Here is a 15,110-nt window from a genome sequence, read left to right as displayed (position 1 = left end):
CAGGTTATTTTAATGCGCGGATCAGCGCATCATTATCTGCGTTCTCAGCAACCCGGATCTTGCTCCAGCCTAATTGGCGGGCGAGGGTGGCTAAGCGTTCACTGACTACTACAAGGTTACAACCCAGTAACCAGGTATCACGATAGTACTCAGGAACTAACGTATAAAGCAGTTGTAGCATCTCGCCGCTGGTGACGACCAGGGTCGAAATGCCTGCGCGCTGCCAACTTGAGCTTTGTTCACTGCCGTCATAGAAAATCGGGCTGCGTTGGTAACATTCGCAATAGATGACCTCAACCCCACGTTGGCGAAGCGTTTCGGCCAGCAGTTCCCTGCCGCCATTGCCGCGCAGGATCAGCGCTTTTTTGCCTGTGAGATTTTGTAAATCAGGCAGTTGTAGCAAGGTTTCGCTGGTTTCACCATCATGTGGGTAGACCACAGGAAGGTGACTCATACGATGAAACAACAGGCCCGTCGTGCGGCCAATCGCGTAGTAATCCAGGTTTTCAGGCCAGCTCTGGCGTGATTGCTGCAACGCCCGATCAGCGTATTTCACTGCGTGCTGAGAAAGAATGAACACCAGATCCTGCTGACTTAATGAGGATAGCAGGTTCGGCAATGCTGCGAGCCCGTTGCCGGGTGCAAAATCAATCAGTGGGGAGTGATAGGCAACCCGACCAAGCGTGCGCAAGCGGCTGACAAGCTGTTCTCCGAAAGGAGAAGGGCGGGTTACCAATATGGTCATCGTGGAAGATTTCCCTGATAAACCTTGTACAAGATCTCACGTGCGCCGTTAGCCAGTAACTCTTCGGCCAAATCAACGCCCAGACGTTCTGCATCGGTGGTATTGCCACGACGCTCGCCGCGCACCATCTGGCTGCCATCCGGTGCGCCAACCAGGGCGCGTAACCAGATTTGATCGCCATCCACCTCAGCATAGCTGCCAATCGGCACCTGGCAACCCCCTTCAAGTCGCATATTCATCGCCCGCTCCGCTAATACGCGCAGGGTAGTTTCACGGTGAGCTAAAGGCGCCAGTAATTCGCGGGTGCGGTGATCGTCAAGGCGGCATTCAATGCCGACTGCACCCTGGCCAACGGCGGGGAGACACTCTTCCGGCGACAGCGCAACGCGGATTCGATCTTGCAGGCCCAGACGCTTCAGACCGGCAACTGCCAAAATAATGGCATCGTAATCACCGTTGTCCAGTTTGCCTAGGCGGGTCCCGACGTTGCCGCGTAAATCGCGGATCACCAGGTCGGGGCGCTGTTCACGCAACTGGCACTGGCGACGCAAGCTTGAGGTGCCTACGATACTGCCAGCAGGCAAGGCGGCGAGATTGGCGAAATGGTTAGAAACGAAAGCATCACGCGGATCGTCGCGTTCACAAATTGTCACCAGACCCAACCCTTCAGGGAATTCTACCGGTACATCTTTCATTGAGTGCACGGCGATATCCGCGCGACCATCCTGCATCGCCAGTTCGAGTTCTTTAACGAACAGACCTTTGCCACCGACTTTTGCCAGAGGGGTATCCAAAATGATGTCACCACGTGTGACCATTGGCACCAGTTTAACCTGTAAACCGGGGTGAAACGCCATTAATTGGGTTTGAACATATTGTGCCTGCCACAAAGCCAGAGGGCTCTGCCGGGTAGCAATTCGAATGATTTTGTCTAACATGCTTATTACCATTTTACTGATTCACTGACCATCCTACCACCGACATAGGAAAGCTGTCAGCGTAAGAAGCCATAGTCAAAGGCGGGAAATGGGCGCAAAAGGAATGTGCTACATCCGTGCTCAGTGCGTGATCGGGAAGTAAAATGTAAAGTTGCGGAAGGATAATTGTGGTGCGTTACTTCCTTTACGGTCAATCAGCAAGGTGTTAAATTGATCACGTTTCCAGCATTTACCCGTCAACTAATTTCTTTTATACGATAAATGACGGTTTTGGAACGGGGTTTTTTCTAAACACTGTAAAATCAGGCGAACAGTCTTGTACCTCTACATCGAGACACTGAAGCAGAGATTGGATGCGATAAACCAGTTACGCGTGGATCGCGCCTTAGCGGCCATGGGACCGGCTTTCCAACAGGTCTACAGTCTTCTGCCAGTTTTACTACATTACCATCACCCCCTGATGCCCGGATACCTTGACGGTAAGGTCCCACACGGCGTCTGCATCTTTACGCCTGATGATATTCAAACTACCTACCTCGCTGACCTCGAAGATAAATGGGGCAGCTCTGTAGATGTTATGGCGAAAGGCGAACTGCCAATCACCGGCGTCTACTCGATGGGCAGTACCTCCTCTATTGGTCAGAGTAACACTTCGGATCTTGATATCTGGGTGTGTCATCAGTCGTGGCTCGACAACGAAGAGCGCAATCGCTTACAGCAGAAATGCAGCCTGTTGGAGAAATGGGCCGCGTCGCTTGGCGTGGAAGTGAGCTTCTTCCTGATTGATGAAAATCGCTTCCGCCATAATGAAAGTGGCAGCCTTGGTGGTGAAGACTGCGGATCGACGCAGCACATTCTTTTACTTGATGAATTTTACCGGACCGCCGTACGTCTGGCTGGGAAACGTATTCTGTGGAATATGGTGCCGGGTGAAGAAGAAGGACATTACGACGAATACGTGCTGTCGCTTTACGCCCAGGGGGCACTGACGCCCAATGAGTGGTTGGACCTAGGCGGACTCGACACGCTGTCGGCTGAAGAGTATTTCGGTGCCAGCTTGTGGCAACTGTATAAAAGTATTGATTCGCCTTACAAAGCGGTACTCAAAACCTTGCTATTGGAAGCCTATTCCTGGGAATACCCGAATACGTCACTGTTAGCGATGGACATCAAAAAACGTTTGCATCAGGGCGAAATTGTCTGCTTTGGCCTCGATTCTTACTGCATGATGCTCGAACGCGTGACCCGTTATCTAACCCAAGTTGAAGACACCACGCGCCTCGATCTTGTCCGCCGCTGCTTCTATCTGAAAGTGTGCGAAAAGCTCTCCCGCACCAGTGCTTCAGTGGGTTGGCGTCGTGAAATCCTCAGCCAACTGGTCAGCGAATGGGGCTGGAGTGATGATCGTCTGGCGATTCTTGATAACCGCGCTAACTGGAAAATCGAGCGGGTGCGCGAAGCGCATAACGAACTGCTTGATGCCATGATGCAGAGTTACCGCAATTTGATCCGTTTCGCCCGTCGCAACAATTTAAGCGTCAGCGCCAGCCCGCAGGATATCGGCGTGCTGACCCGTAAGTTGTACGCCGCATTTGAAGCGCTGCCGGGCAAAGTCACGCTGGTGAACCCACAGATTTCTCCTGACCTGTCAGAGAGCGATTTAACCTTTATCCACGTGCCTATTGGCCGCGCCAACCGCACCGGCTGGTATCTGTATAACCAGTCGCCGTCTATGGAGTCCATCGTCAGTCATCAGCCGCTGGAATATAACCGCTACCTGAACAAGCTGGTGGCCTGGGCCTATTTCAACGGCTTACTCACCTCCACCACGCGGTTGCATATTAAAAGCGGCAGTCTGTGTGATATCGCCAAACTGCGCGAGTTGGTGGCGGACGTTTCACATCATTTCTCGCTTCGACTGGCTGCACCTACGCCCAAAGCGTTGTACAGCCCGTGTGAAATCCGTCATCTGGCGATCATTGTTAACCTTGAACACGATCCGACTGCTGCCTTCCGTAATCAGGTGGTACATTTCGATTTCCGCAAACTGGACGTGTTCAGCTTTGGTCAGCAACAGCAATGCCTGGTTGGCAGTATTGATTTGCTGTACCGCAACTCTTGGAATGAAGTGCGAACGCTGCATTTCAGCGGCGAGCAGGCGGTGCTGGAAGCGCTGAAAACTATTCTGGGCAAAATGCACCAGGACGCCGCGCCGCCGGAGTCGGTGGAAGTGTTCTGCTATAGCCAACACTTACGCGGCCTTATCCGTACACGTATTCAACAGTTGGTCTCTGAGTGCATCGAACTGCGTTTGTCGAGCAAACGTCTTGAACCGGGCCGCTTTAAAGCGGTGCGCGTCGCCGGGCAAACCTGGGGATTATTCTTTGAGCGGCTGAGTGTTTCGGTGCAAAAACTGGAAAATGCTATCGAGTTCTACGGTGCTATTTCCAACAACAAGTTGCATGGTTTATCGGTCAAGGTGCAAACGGGTCAGGCGCATTTACCGGCGGTAATTGACGGCTACGCTAGCGAAGGGATTATTCAGTTCTTCTTCGAAGGGAGCAGTGATGATGTCGGTTTCAACATCTACATTCTTGATGAAGCCAATCGCGTCGAGGTTTATCACCACTGCGAAGGCAGTAAAGAAGATCTGGTGCGCGACGTCAGCCGTTTCTACTCATCATCGCATGACCGTTTTACCTATGGCTCTAGCTTTATCAATTTCAACCTGCCGCAGTTTTACCAGATTGTGTCACTCGATGGTCGTACCCAAGTGATCCCTTTTCGCAATAATCCGCTGGCGCATCTTTGTGCCACCGTGCCTGAAAGCACAGCAGAAGAGCCAAAGCGTTTTCAACTGCATTAAACCGGGATTTTTCCCCTTTGAATCTCTGAACTGCGCGGTCTGAGATTATCGATTCCTATTGCTTTTCATGATCCACCTGCGATTATAGAGAGCTTGGTGGCATGAATTACAGGCATTCATAAAATGAAAAACGTTTTACTCTGGTCTTTGGCCGCAACGGTACTCTTTACTCTTTCTGGCTGTGGATTGAAAGGACCACTCTATTTCCCACCGGCTGACAAATCATCAACACAAAAAAATGGTCAGGTGCCGGGCGTCGCAGGTGATGGTTCGTCTCAGCAAAATGGCGTGTCACCGGAGAAACTGGGCAGCCATTCTAGAACTTAATTGCGTGACCAGATTGCGCTTTCTGCAGGTTTTCTGCGGAAATAGACAATAATGTAAAGGATCATCGCGACTGGATCTGACCAGTGGTAAGCGGAGCAAAATATGCAGTTCTCCAAAATGCACGGCCTGGGCAACGACTTTATGGTCGTCGATGCTGTCACCCAAAATGTTTATTTCTCTCCCGAGTTGATCCGCCGTTTGTCTGACCGTAACCGTGGTGTAGGCTTTGACCAGTTGCTGGTTGTAGAACCCCCTTACGATCCTGAACTCGACTTTCACTACCGCATTTTCAACGCTGACGGCAGTGAAGTAGCACAATGTGGTAATGGCGCTCGCTGCTTTGCCCGTTTTGTGCGTATTAAAGGCTTAACCAGTAAACGTGACATTCGCGTCAGTACGCAAACCGGTCGCATGATATTAACCGTCACCGAAGACGAAATGGTGCAGGTGAATATGGGCGAACCGGTGTTTGACCCACAGTTAGTGCCTTTCCGCGCTGTAAAAGCAGAAAAGACCTACATCCTGCGCGCCGAAGAGCACACTATCTTTTGTGGTGTAGTCTCGATGGGTAACCCTCACTGTGTGTTGCAGGTCGAGGATGTCGCCACCGCCAGCGTTGAATTACTGGGCCCGATGCTGGAAAGTCACGAGCGTTTTCCTGAACGCGTCAACGTCGGCTTCATGCAGGTAGTTGACCGTGAAACGGTGAAACTGCGCGTTTACGAACGAGGTGCTGGTGAAACCCAGGCGTGTGGAAGCGGTGCCTGTGCAGCTGTCGCAGTCGGGATCCTGCAGGGTTTACTTGCTGAAGATGTTCTGGTGGAATTGCCGGGAGGCAACCTCGAGATCCTCTGGAAAGGACCCGGTCATCCGCTTTATATGACCGGCCCTGCCACCCACGTATATGACGGATTTATTCATCTATGAACAATCTTGACGACCAGTTGGACGCAGCTGTTGCCATCGCGCTTGACGACGATAGCGTGCTGCAATATCTGCTGCAAAACCCAGATTTCTTCATTCGTAATGCGCGCAGCGTTGAACAAATGCACGTACCGCACCCGGTGAAAGGCAGCATTTCGCTGGTGGAGTGGCAATTAGGCCGCCAGCGTAATCAGATTGGTCAGTTAGAAGAAGAGATCACCTTGCTGATGGAGCAGGCTTCCGTTAATGAAGCTCTGTTCGGACGTTTGATCGAGTTGCAGGCCACGCTGGCCGCAGCCAGTAGCTTGCAGGATATGCTTAACCGCCTGCAACGCTGGGCGCGCGGTCTTGGGCTGGCGGGTGCCAGCGTCCGTCTGTTCAGCGAAAGCTGGCGCATTGGTGCGCCGTCGGACTTTACTCATCTGGCACTCAACCGCAGTGCATTTGAGTCGCTACGCATTCAGCGTCTTGGCGACACCCATCATTTTCTCGGCAGCCTAAACGGCCCCGAATTGTTGTTGGTATTACCGCAGGCCAAAGCCGTTGGCTCCGTCGCGCTTTCATTGATGGGCGAAAACGGCGAGCTGGGCATGCTGATTTTCAGCAGTCGCGACGTGCAACACTATCAGCCGGGGATGGGCACCGTGATGCTCAACCAACTGGCGAAGATGCTGCCCGGTTTATTGGAACGTTGGATCGAACGGGCATGAGTCGCGCTGACTCGCCACTGAATCCAGCGGTCGAGGCATTTTTACGTTACCTGCGCGTTGAGCGCCAGCTTAGCCCGCTAACCTCCAGTAGCTACCAACGTCAGCTCGACGTCATTATCGGCATGGCCGGTGAAATCGGTATTACTCATTGGCGTCAACTGGATGCCCCAAAGGTGCGGATGTTACTGTCAAAAAGTAAACGCGCCGGACAAGGGGAAACCAGTCTTGCTTTACGCATGTCGGCATTGCGCAGTTTCCTTGACTGGCAAGTGAGCCAGGGAATGCTCGACGTGAATCCCGCCAAGGGTATCTCCACGCCGCGAATGAATAAGCATCTGCCCAAGAATCTTGATGTTGACGAAGTCGACAAACTCCTTGATATCGACCCCAGCGACCCCCTTGCAATACGCGATCGTGCGATGTTGGAAGTGATGTACGGAGCGGGTTTGCGCCTGTCAGAGCTGGTCGGCATTGATATCAAACATGTCGATATGCTCGCGGGTGAGGTTTGGGTGGTGGGGAAAGGCAGCAAGGAGCGACGATTGCCCATTGGCCGGACTGCCGTGGTCTGGCTGGAAAAATGGTTGGCCCTTCGTCTGGATTATGCCCCTCAGGATGATGCGATGTTTTTATCCAATCAAGGGAAGCGGATTTCCGCGCGTAATGTGCAGAAACGCTTTGCCGAATGGGGCGTCAAGCAAGGGGTTAACAGCCATATTCATCCGCATAAACTGCGGCACTCCTTTGCCACTCACGTGCTTGAGTCGAGTGGTGACCTCCGTGGCGTTCAAGAACTGTTAGGCCACTCCAGCTTGTCGACCACGCAAATTTACACCAGCTTAGACTTTCAGCATTTGGCGTCGGTGTACGATGCCGCGCATCCACGAGCCAAACGAGGAAAATCCTGATGAAGTTCTATCGACCGCTGAAACGTATTGAAGCGATCACCTTCGATTTAGACGACACGCTGTACGACAACCATGATGTTATCCGTCGTACTGATACTGAAACACTGAAGTTTATTCAGGGGTTTCATCCGGCACTGGCCGACCTGTCGGGAGACGTCATCCGTCTTGTGCGCGCAGAATTACTCACGCAGGATACCGAGATTTACCACGATGTCACCGAGTGGCGTCGTCAGGCGGTGCAACTGGCGATGACCCGCGCGGGTCTGAGTGATGACGATGCGAAGTATGGCACGAAAGCTGCGATGGAAACCTTCGCCTACTGGCGCAGCAAGATTTATGTTCCACAGGAAAACCATGATGCGTTGGCCGCGCTGGCTGAACGCTGGCCGCTGGTGGCCATCACCAATGGTAATGCGGATCCCCATGCCTGCGATTTATCTCAGTACTTCCAGTTCACCCTGAGAGCAGGCCAACATGGTCGTGCCAAGCCGTATGCTGACATGTATAAAAAGGCGGCGCTGAAACTGGATTTACCGCTCGAACATATCCTGCACGTGGGGGATGACCTCACCACCGACGTGGCCGGTTCTGTTGCGTGCGGTATGCAGTCATGCTGGATAAACCTGCGTGAAGGCAACCTGATGCATCTCAAAGATGCTCGCCTGTTACCGCATATTGAGATTTCGCAGTTGGCATCGCTGACAGCATTGCTATAATCCCCGTCATTCTCTGTATAAATTCACAGTAGAAAAGCGTCCGTTGGGCGTTTTTCTCTTCCAGACCAACGGTGCCTATGGACGTTTCTGACCTGCTCGACAGCCTGAATGAAAAACAACGTGAAGCCGTGGCCGCGCCACGCAGCAATCTGTTGGTGCTGGCAGGAGCAGGCAGTGGCAAAACCCGCGTCCTGGTTCATCGTATTGCCTGGCTTCTGTCGGTAGAAAACTGCTCGCCGTATTCCATCATGGCGGTGACCTTTACCAACAAAGCGGCGGCGGAAATGCGCCACCGTATTGACCATCTGATAGGGACCAGCCAGGGCGGCATGTGGATTGGTACTTTCCACGGTCTTGCGCATCGCCTGCTGCGCGCCCATCACCTTGACGCTAAACTGCCGCAGGACTTTCAGATCCTCGACAGTGATGACCAACTGCGTCTACTCAAGCGTATTGTCAAGGCGCTGAATATCGACGACAAACAGTGGCCACCGCGTCAGGCGATGTGGTACGTCAATGGAAAAAAAGACGAAGGTCTTCGTCCGCAACACGTTGAAACCTATAACAACCCAGTGGAAGCCACGTGGTTGCGCATCTATCAGGCCTATCAGGAGGCCTGCGACCGTGCCGGGCTGGTGGATTTTGCTGAACTGCTGCTGCGCGCCCATGAGTTGTGGCTGAACAAACCGCATATTCTGCAGCATTACCGCGACCGCTTTACCAACCTGATGGTGGACGAGTTTCAGGATACCAACAGTATTCAGTACGCGTGGATCCGTCTGCTGGCGGGCAACAACAATAATGTGATGATTGTCGGTGACGATGACCAGTCGATCTACGGCTGGCGCGGCGCCCAGGTCGAAAACATTCAGCGATTCCTGAAAGACTTCCCCAATGCGCACACCATTCGCCTGGAGCAGAACTACCGCTCCACCAGCACCATTCTGACCGCCGCCAACGCGCTGATCGCGAATAACAGTGGCCGTATGGGGAAAAATCTGTGGACCGAAGGGGTTGAAGGCGAACCGATTTCGCTCTACTGCGCGTTCAATGAACTCGATGAGTCACGCTTTGTAGTCAATCGCATCAAAGCCTGGCAGGACAACGGTGGCGCACTGAAAGATTGTGCGATTTTATACCGTAGCAACGCCCAGTCGCGTGTGCTGGAAGAAGCGTTATTACAGATGGCCATGCCGTACCGTATTTACGGTGGGCAGCGCTTCTTTGAACGCCAGGAAATTAGAGATGCGCTGGCTTACCTGCGCCTGATGGCCAACCGCAATGACGATGCTGCTTTCGAGCGCGTGGTGAATACGCCGACGCGCGGCATTGGCGATCGTACACTCGACGTGGTGCGTCAGACGGCACGTGACCGGCAAATGACCATGTGGCAGGCTACGCGTGCGCTGTTGCAGGATAAAGTGCTGGCGGGCCGGGCGGCATCGTCATTGCAACGATTTTGCGAGCTGGTGGATGCGCTGGCGCATGAAACTGCTGATATGTCGCTGCACGTTCAGACTGACCGGGTCATTAAAGACTCCGGCCTGTTTATGATGTATGAGCAGGAAAAAGGCGAGAAAGGTCAGGCGCGTATCGAAAACCTTGAGGAACTGGTGACGGCGACACGGCAGTTCAGCTATCAGGACGAAGATCAGGATCTGATGCCACTCCAGGCCTTCCTGTCCCACGCCGCGCTGGAAGCGGGTGAAGGGCAGGCGGATGCCAATCAGGATGCGGCTCAGCTGATGACGCTGCACTCGGCTAAAGGGCTGGAGTTCCCGCAGGTGTTCATTGTCGGTATGGAAGAGGGGATGTTCCCGAGCCAGATGTCACTCGACGAAGGCGGCCGTCTGGAAGAAGAGCGCCGTCTGGCCTACGTTGGCGTGACGCGTGCGATGCAAAAACTGACCCTGACCTACGCTGAAACCCGCCGCCTGTACGGCAAAGAGGTTTACCACAAGCCTTCACGCTTTGTCGGTGAATTACCGGAGAACTGTGTCGAAGAAGTTCGCCTGCGCGCCAGTGTGTCACGGCCGGTCAGTCATAAACGCATGGGCACGCCGATCAATACCAGCGACACCGGATTCACCCTCGGCCAGCGCGTGGTCCATCCGAAATTTGGTGAAGGCACCATCGTGAATATGGAAGGCAGTGGCGAACATAGCCGTCTGCAAGTGGCTTTCCCCGGCGAGGGGATCAAGTGGCTGGTCGCGGCCTACGCCAGACTCGAAGCCGCAAGCTAGCTTACTGGTGCTTTTGAGCTTGGGCAGTGCTCGCACAAAAGTGTGAGCACTTTTGAACGCCTTTGAAGGCGGCCCGTATGGGTGAACGTAGTGAATAATCCTCACGTACTTTAGTACGCTCCGGTTGCTCCGCGCTGTCCGCACTCAGAAGCCCTAAGCCGCTGACGCTTGCACCACGGTGTATTAAAGGGCGAAAACCTCACCGACTTCCGCTTTCGCATACCATTCCAGCGTTTCCTTCACGCCTTCTCCGCCTTCCGGCGGGGTACCTGGCAGATAATCCTGTTCGGTTACGGGTTGGTAGGCGCCGCATTTCACTTCAAAAATCACGCCACCTTCGTCGAGCGATAACACGCTGTGCCAGCTGTTGGCGGGGATCTCCAGCAGGCGGGTTTCTGCGCCCAGCCACAGGCGGTCGGTGACTTTGCCTGCGGCATCATAAATCAGCACCAGAAAGCGTCCGCGTAGCGCGGTGAGCATCTCCCAGGTGTGCGGATGGCGATGCACGCGCACGTAAGTGCCGGGTTCCATGGCAATCGCCAGACGCTGCACGTCATCTTCCGGAGTCGGATGCATATTCAGGTTCTGACGCAGGCGGGGTGAATTGGCGGCCTGGGTTATCAGTTCGCACATCATGTCTTGGTTAATCTGTTTAATCATCGGAGTTCCTGTGCGGCACGCGCCGAAAAAGGGCAGAATCAATGCCGTCGAGTGTAGCCAAAAAATCGGCGGCATATAAGTCTGTGTTGGTTATCGCGATAGCCTGAATATTATGCGTAAATGTTACGGGATTACTTTTGTTGGTAGTTGACACTGTTTTTCTTCTCGGCGTAACATGCGCGCACTAATATCAATGAGGACCTTCGCCTTGGACACACCCAGTAGATACTGGCTCGATAACCTGTTCTTCAGGTACCACTTCTAAGGCTATCCTCGTTCCTGATGGCCTTAGTGGTTGTCAGCGACCCCCGTTCTGTCGCTGTGAGTCGGATCTGAATTTGGTCTGAAACATGCCGGTGACACTTTTTCACCCTGTGTTTTCCTGTGCTTCAACGCGTTGTCCATACCTGTCACCTTTGGGAGAACGGGCACATGCTGAGTGCTTTTAAATTAGAGAACAGCCGCTTATCCCGCCTGGAGCTGGACGAATCTGAAGCCGAAACCGACGATCTGAAAACGTCGTTATGGGTCGACCTGATTGAGCCAGATGAACAGGAACGTGAGCGTGTTCAATGTGAGTTAGGCCAGAGCCTGGCAACGCGTCCGGAACTGGATGATATCGAAGCGTCGGCCCGTTTCTTCGAAGACGAAGATGGCCTGCACATTCACTCCTTTTTCTATTTTGAAGATGCGGAAGACCACGCGGGCAATAGCACCGTGGCATTTACTATCCGTGAAGGCCGCCTTTATACGCTGCGTGAGCGCGAACTACCGGCATTTCGTCTCTACCGTATGCGTGCCAGAAACCAGACGCTGGTGGACGGTAATGCCTATGAACTGCTGCTGGATCTGTTCGAAACCAAAATCGAACAGCTGGCGGATGAAATTGAAAATATCTACAGTGACCTGGAAAAACTCAGCCGGGTGATCATGGAAGGTCAGCAGGGTGACGAATATGATGCCGCGTTATCCACGCTGGCGGAGCTCGAAGATGTTGGCTGGAAAGTGCGTCTGTGTCTGATGGATACCCAGCGCGCCCTGAACTTTTTGGTACGCAAGGCCCGTTTACCCGGCAGCCAGCTTGAACAGGCGCGAGAAGTGTTGCGCGATATCGAATCGCTGCTGCCGCATAACGAATCGCTGTTTCAGAAGGTTAACTTCCTGATGCAAGCGGCGATGGGTTTCATTAACATCGAACAGAACCGCATTATCAAGATATTCTCGGTAGTGTCTGTGGTCTTCCTGCCGCCAACGCTGGTGGCATCTAGCTACGGCATGAACTTCAAGTTTATGCCTGAGCTGGATCTTACCTTTGGTTACCCGGCTGCGATTGGCCTGATGATCTTAGCCGGTTTGGCACCTTATCTGTACTTCAAACGCAAGAATTGGCTTTAAGCGTTAATCCTGCTGGCATGGTTGTGAACCTATGCCAGCAGACTCCTTGTGCCTGTTTATCCCGCCAGATTTCCCTGCGATGTTCAAACTATGTTAAAAATGTGCCTCCGCTTGTGCTGATGCAGAATTAAATTATGTTGATGGAAAGGATTGCTCCCTCGGGACAGTGGTCGTTGCTGGTTATCGCTTCGCTGATCCTCGGTTTCTTCTTTCAGGCATTTCACGTGCCGGCCGCTTTGCTGCTGGGGCCGATGATGGTCGGTGTCCTGATGGGATTATTGGGTGCAACTGTGCGTATCGCGCCGGTTTTCTTCAAAATTGCTCAAGGTATTCTTGGCTGCATGATTGCCCAGAGTTTATCGCCTTCGATCTTGCCTCCATTGCTCAATGACTGGCCGATGGTTCTTCTGGTACTGGTCGCTACGCTTCTTGCAAGCGGCATGTCAGGTTGGTTGCTGGTGAAATTCAGTAGCCTGCCTGGGCCGACCGGCGCGTGGGGCTCTTCCCCCGGCGGTGCCAGTGCGATGGTGGCGATGGCCGGAGACTTCGGGGCCGATGTGCGCCTGGTGGCCTTCATGCAGTATCTGCGGGTGTTGTTTGTGGCAACGGCTGCTGCATTTGTCGCGCGCATAAGCCTGGGTGATGGTGCGACGGCGGCAGCGGCTGTGATTTGGTTTCCACCGGTTGACTGGCGTTTCGCCGCCACGCTGCTGCTGGCGCTGGCAGGCTTCTGGCTTGGGCCCCGGCTGCGCATTCCTTCCGGTGCCTTATTACTACCTGCTGTGGTTGGCGCGGTGCTGCACTCTACCGGAACCATGGCGTTACAGGTGCCGGAGTGGCTTTTGGCGATGGCATATACCCTGATTGGCTGGAGCGTAGGATTAAGATTCACCCGGCCCATTTTCAGGCTTGCATTGCAGACGCTGCCACAAATGGTGGCATCAATTCTCGGGCTTATGCTGGTTTGCGGCGGGATGGCGTGGATTCTCACACAGGTGTTGCATGTCGATATGCTGACGGCTTATCTGGCGACAAGTCCGGGTGGGCTGGATACGGTGGCGATCATTGCGGCAGGCAGTGATGTCAATTTAGGGTTCGTCATGGCAATGCAAACGTTGCGTCTGCTGACCATCATTGTGACCGGTCCGGCCATGGCGAGGTTCATTTCGCGCAGAGCCAGACCTTCATCCTCAACGCCTTAGGCGGTGTTGAGTGTAAAGCGCGTCAGTGACGAAACAGATCAAACCGGCCCAGATAAACCCGAAGGTAATGAGCTGTGATACGTTGACTTTCTCACCGTAGAACACCGCCAGAATAAACATCAGCGTTGGGGCAAGATATTGGAAAAAGCCCAGCGTGGAGAGTTTGAGGCGTGCTGTTGCGGCGGTAAAAAACAGCAGTGGGATAGTGGTAATGACCCCCGCCGCTATTAGCAGCAGATTCAGCGACCATGGATTGGCTGGCAGATGACTGGTGACGGTGTCGGTGATGAAAAACAAATAGATGGCCGCTACCGGCAATAGCCACAGGGTTTCAATCAGCATGCCAGTTTGGGCTTCTACGCCGATGCGTTTACGCAACAGTCCGTATAGCGCAAAACTCAGCGACAGTCCCAGAGCAATCATCGGCACTGAACCAAATACCCACACCTGATAACCGACGCCAATAAACGCCAGCACCACGGCAACCCATTGCATCAGGCGGAAACGCTCACCTAAAAATATCATCCCCAACAGTACGTTAACCAGCGGGTTGATGAAGTAGCCAAGGCTGGCTTCCAGCAGATGATTATTGTTGATAGCCCAGATATACAACAGCCAGTTGCCGCCAATCACCGTGGCCGTCAACAACAACAGCGCCACCTTCTTCGGCACTTTTAACACCTGACGCACGTCTCCCCAGCGGTGGCTAACTGACAGTAAAACCAGCATAAAGAAGAACGACCAGATCACCCTGTGAGTGAGAATTTCGCCCGCGGGAACTTGTTTAATCAACTTAAAATAGATCGGGGCAATGCCCCAGATAAGATAGGCGATAAAAGCAAAAATAATGCCTTGCCGGGTGCGTTGTGCGTCCATGTTGATCTGGCCCGATGAAAATTAAGACAGCGAGTGTAACCGATACTTACCGATGGATTTGCTTTCTCATTATTCAGCCCACCAGATAAGTGGCATTGGCGGTAGCAATATGTACGCCACTGTCATTGTGTAGATCGACTCGCGCGACGGAAACTTTATTCCCAGCACGGATAAGCTGGCTGCTGACCGTAAATACCTCGCCACGCCCCGGGCGCAGATAGTCAACGCGCAGATCGATGGTACCCATTTTCGCCAGGCGTTGGCGCATTTCCGCTTCCAGCAGGGGATGGTCAGGCTTATCACGACGGATCAGCGAACTGGTGACGCATACCAGACCGGCAGCGACATCAAGTACGGCAGCGATCACACCACCGTGCAGGATCTTCTGTGCGGCATTACCGACCAAGCGGGCCTGATGAGTAAAGATGAGCTCAGCGTGGTCTGCATCAAGGTTTTTAAGTTCAAGGCCAAGTTCGCGGTTGAACGGCATATCATAAACGAAAATATCACCGATTAATTGGCGCGCGGCATCGTGGCTCATGGGAGTGACAGACATGACAGATTTCCTGAAGTGCGGGCCTGAATGTTAATGGAATGTAG

General features: G+C 53.3%; 14 protein-coding genes. 9 read left to right on the top strand and 5 right to left on the bottom strand.

Annotation, left to right across the window (positions count from 1 at the left end):
- Positions 1-4: 4 nt before the first annotated feature.
- Positions 5-745, bottom strand: coding sequence for a uroporphyrinogen-III synthase (hemD, locus tag ACMV8I_RS16725; RefSeq protein WP_498866338.1), 741 nt, complete (start codon positions 743-745; stop codon positions 5-7).
- Entirely contained in the window at positions 742-1,683 is a 942-nt protein-coding gene (gene hemC / locus ACMV8I_RS16720) for a hydroxymethylbilane synthase (RefSeq protein ID WP_498866337.1), read from the bottom strand. Before hemC ends, hemD begins: the two co-directional genes overlap by 4 nt.
- Before the next feature lie 316 nt (positions 1,684-1,999).
- Here hemC and ACMV8I_RS16715 point away from each other — a divergent pair, with 316 nt between their 5' ends.
- The 7 genes from ACMV8I_RS16715 (at position 2,000) to uvrD (ending at position 10,377) form a co-directional block, all read left to right on the top strand.
- Positions 2,000-4,549: a class I adenylate cyclase gene (locus ACMV8I_RS16715; RefSeq protein ID WP_498866336.1), complete on the top strand. Its 2,550-nt coding sequence runs from the start codon at positions 2,000-2,002 to the stop codon at positions 4,547-4,549.
- Between the two features lie 123 nt (positions 4,550-4,672).
- Positions 4,673-4,876 (top strand): LPS translocon maturation chaperone LptM, encoded by a 204-nt coding sequence (lptM, locus tag ACMV8I_RS16710; RefSeq protein ID WP_498866335.1) that lies wholly within the window; start codon positions 4,673-4,675, stop codon positions 4,874-4,876.
- Between the two features lie 102 nt (positions 4,877-4,978).
- On the top strand, positions 4,979-5,803 hold the full coding sequence (dapF, locus tag ACMV8I_RS16705; protein ID WP_498866334.1) for a diaminopimelate epimerase: 825 nt from the start codon (positions 4,979-4,981) through the stop codon (positions 5,801-5,803).
- Positions 5,800-6,510, top strand: a complete 711-nt coding sequence (locus ACMV8I_RS16700) for a DUF484 domain-containing protein (protein ID WP_498866333.1) — start codon at positions 5,800-5,802, stop codon at positions 6,508-6,510. Before dapF ends, ACMV8I_RS16700 begins: the two co-directional genes overlap by 4 nt.
- A complete protein-coding gene (gene xerC / locus ACMV8I_RS16695; protein ID WP_498866332.1) occupies positions 6,507-7,418 on the top strand; it encodes a tyrosine recombinase XerC in 912 nt (303 codons plus the stop codon). Before ACMV8I_RS16700 ends, xerC begins: the two co-directional genes overlap by 4 nt.
- The gene (gene yigB / locus ACMV8I_RS16690) at positions 7,418-8,134 is read left to right on the top strand and encodes a 5-amino-6-(5-phospho-D-ribitylamino)uracil phosphatase YigB (RefSeq protein WP_498866331.1); all 717 of its coding nucleotides are present in this window, start codon (positions 7,418-7,420) and stop codon (positions 8,132-8,134) included. The genes xerC and yigB overlap by 1 nt, the downstream gene beginning before the upstream one ends.
- Positions 8,135-8,211: 77 nt before the next feature.
- On the top strand, positions 8,212-10,377 hold the full coding sequence (gene uvrD / locus ACMV8I_RS16685) for a DNA helicase II (protein ID WP_498866330.1): 2,166 nt from the start codon (positions 8,212-8,214) through the stop codon (positions 10,375-10,377).
- Positions 10,378-10,560: 183 nt separating this feature from the next.
- Here the strand turns inward: uvrD and ACMV8I_RS16680 are convergent, their stop codons facing one another.
- Positions 10,561-11,037, bottom strand: a complete 477-nt coding sequence (locus ACMV8I_RS16680) for a WbuC family cupin fold metalloprotein (RefSeq protein WP_498866329.1) — start codon at positions 11,035-11,037, stop codon at positions 10,561-10,563.
- Positions 11,038-11,469: 432 nt separating this feature from the next.
- Between ACMV8I_RS16680 and corA the strand changes: the two genes are divergently transcribed.
- Positions 11,470-12,432: a magnesium/cobalt transporter CorA gene (gene corA, locus ACMV8I_RS16675; RefSeq protein ID WP_498866328.1), complete on the top strand. Its 963-nt coding sequence runs from the start codon at positions 11,470-11,472 to the stop codon at positions 12,430-12,432.
- Between the two features lie 134 nt (positions 12,433-12,566).
- Positions 12,567-13,634 (top strand): AbrB family transcriptional regulator, encoded by a 1,068-nt coding sequence (locus ACMV8I_RS16670; RefSeq protein WP_498866327.1) that lies wholly within the window; start codon positions 12,567-12,569, stop codon positions 13,632-13,634.
- Here the strand turns inward: ACMV8I_RS16670 and rarD are convergent.
- Both rarD and ACMV8I_RS16660 read right to left on the bottom strand, forming a co-directional pair.
- The gene (gene rarD / locus ACMV8I_RS16665) at positions 13,623-14,510 is read right to left on the bottom strand and encodes an EamA family transporter RarD (protein ID WP_498866326.1); all 888 of its coding nucleotides are present in this window, start codon (positions 14,508-14,510) and stop codon (positions 13,623-13,625) included. The two genes, ACMV8I_RS16670 and rarD, sit on opposite strands and share 12 nt — an antisense overlap.
- A gap of 73 nt (positions 14,511-14,583) precedes the next feature.
- The gene (locus ACMV8I_RS16660) at positions 14,584-15,066 is read right to left on the bottom strand and encodes a thioesterase family protein (protein WP_498866325.1); all 483 of its coding nucleotides are present in this window, start codon (positions 15,064-15,066) and stop codon (positions 14,584-14,586) included.
- Positions 15,067-15,110 lie beyond the last annotated feature (44 nt).

It is taken from the genome of Ewingella sp. S1.OA.A_B6 (genome assembly GCF_049889095.1).
Lineage (GTDB): Bacteria > Pseudomonadota > Gammaproteobacteria > Enterobacterales > Enterobacteriaceae > Ewingella.
This window is presented reverse-complemented; position numbering and strand designations above follow the sequence as displayed.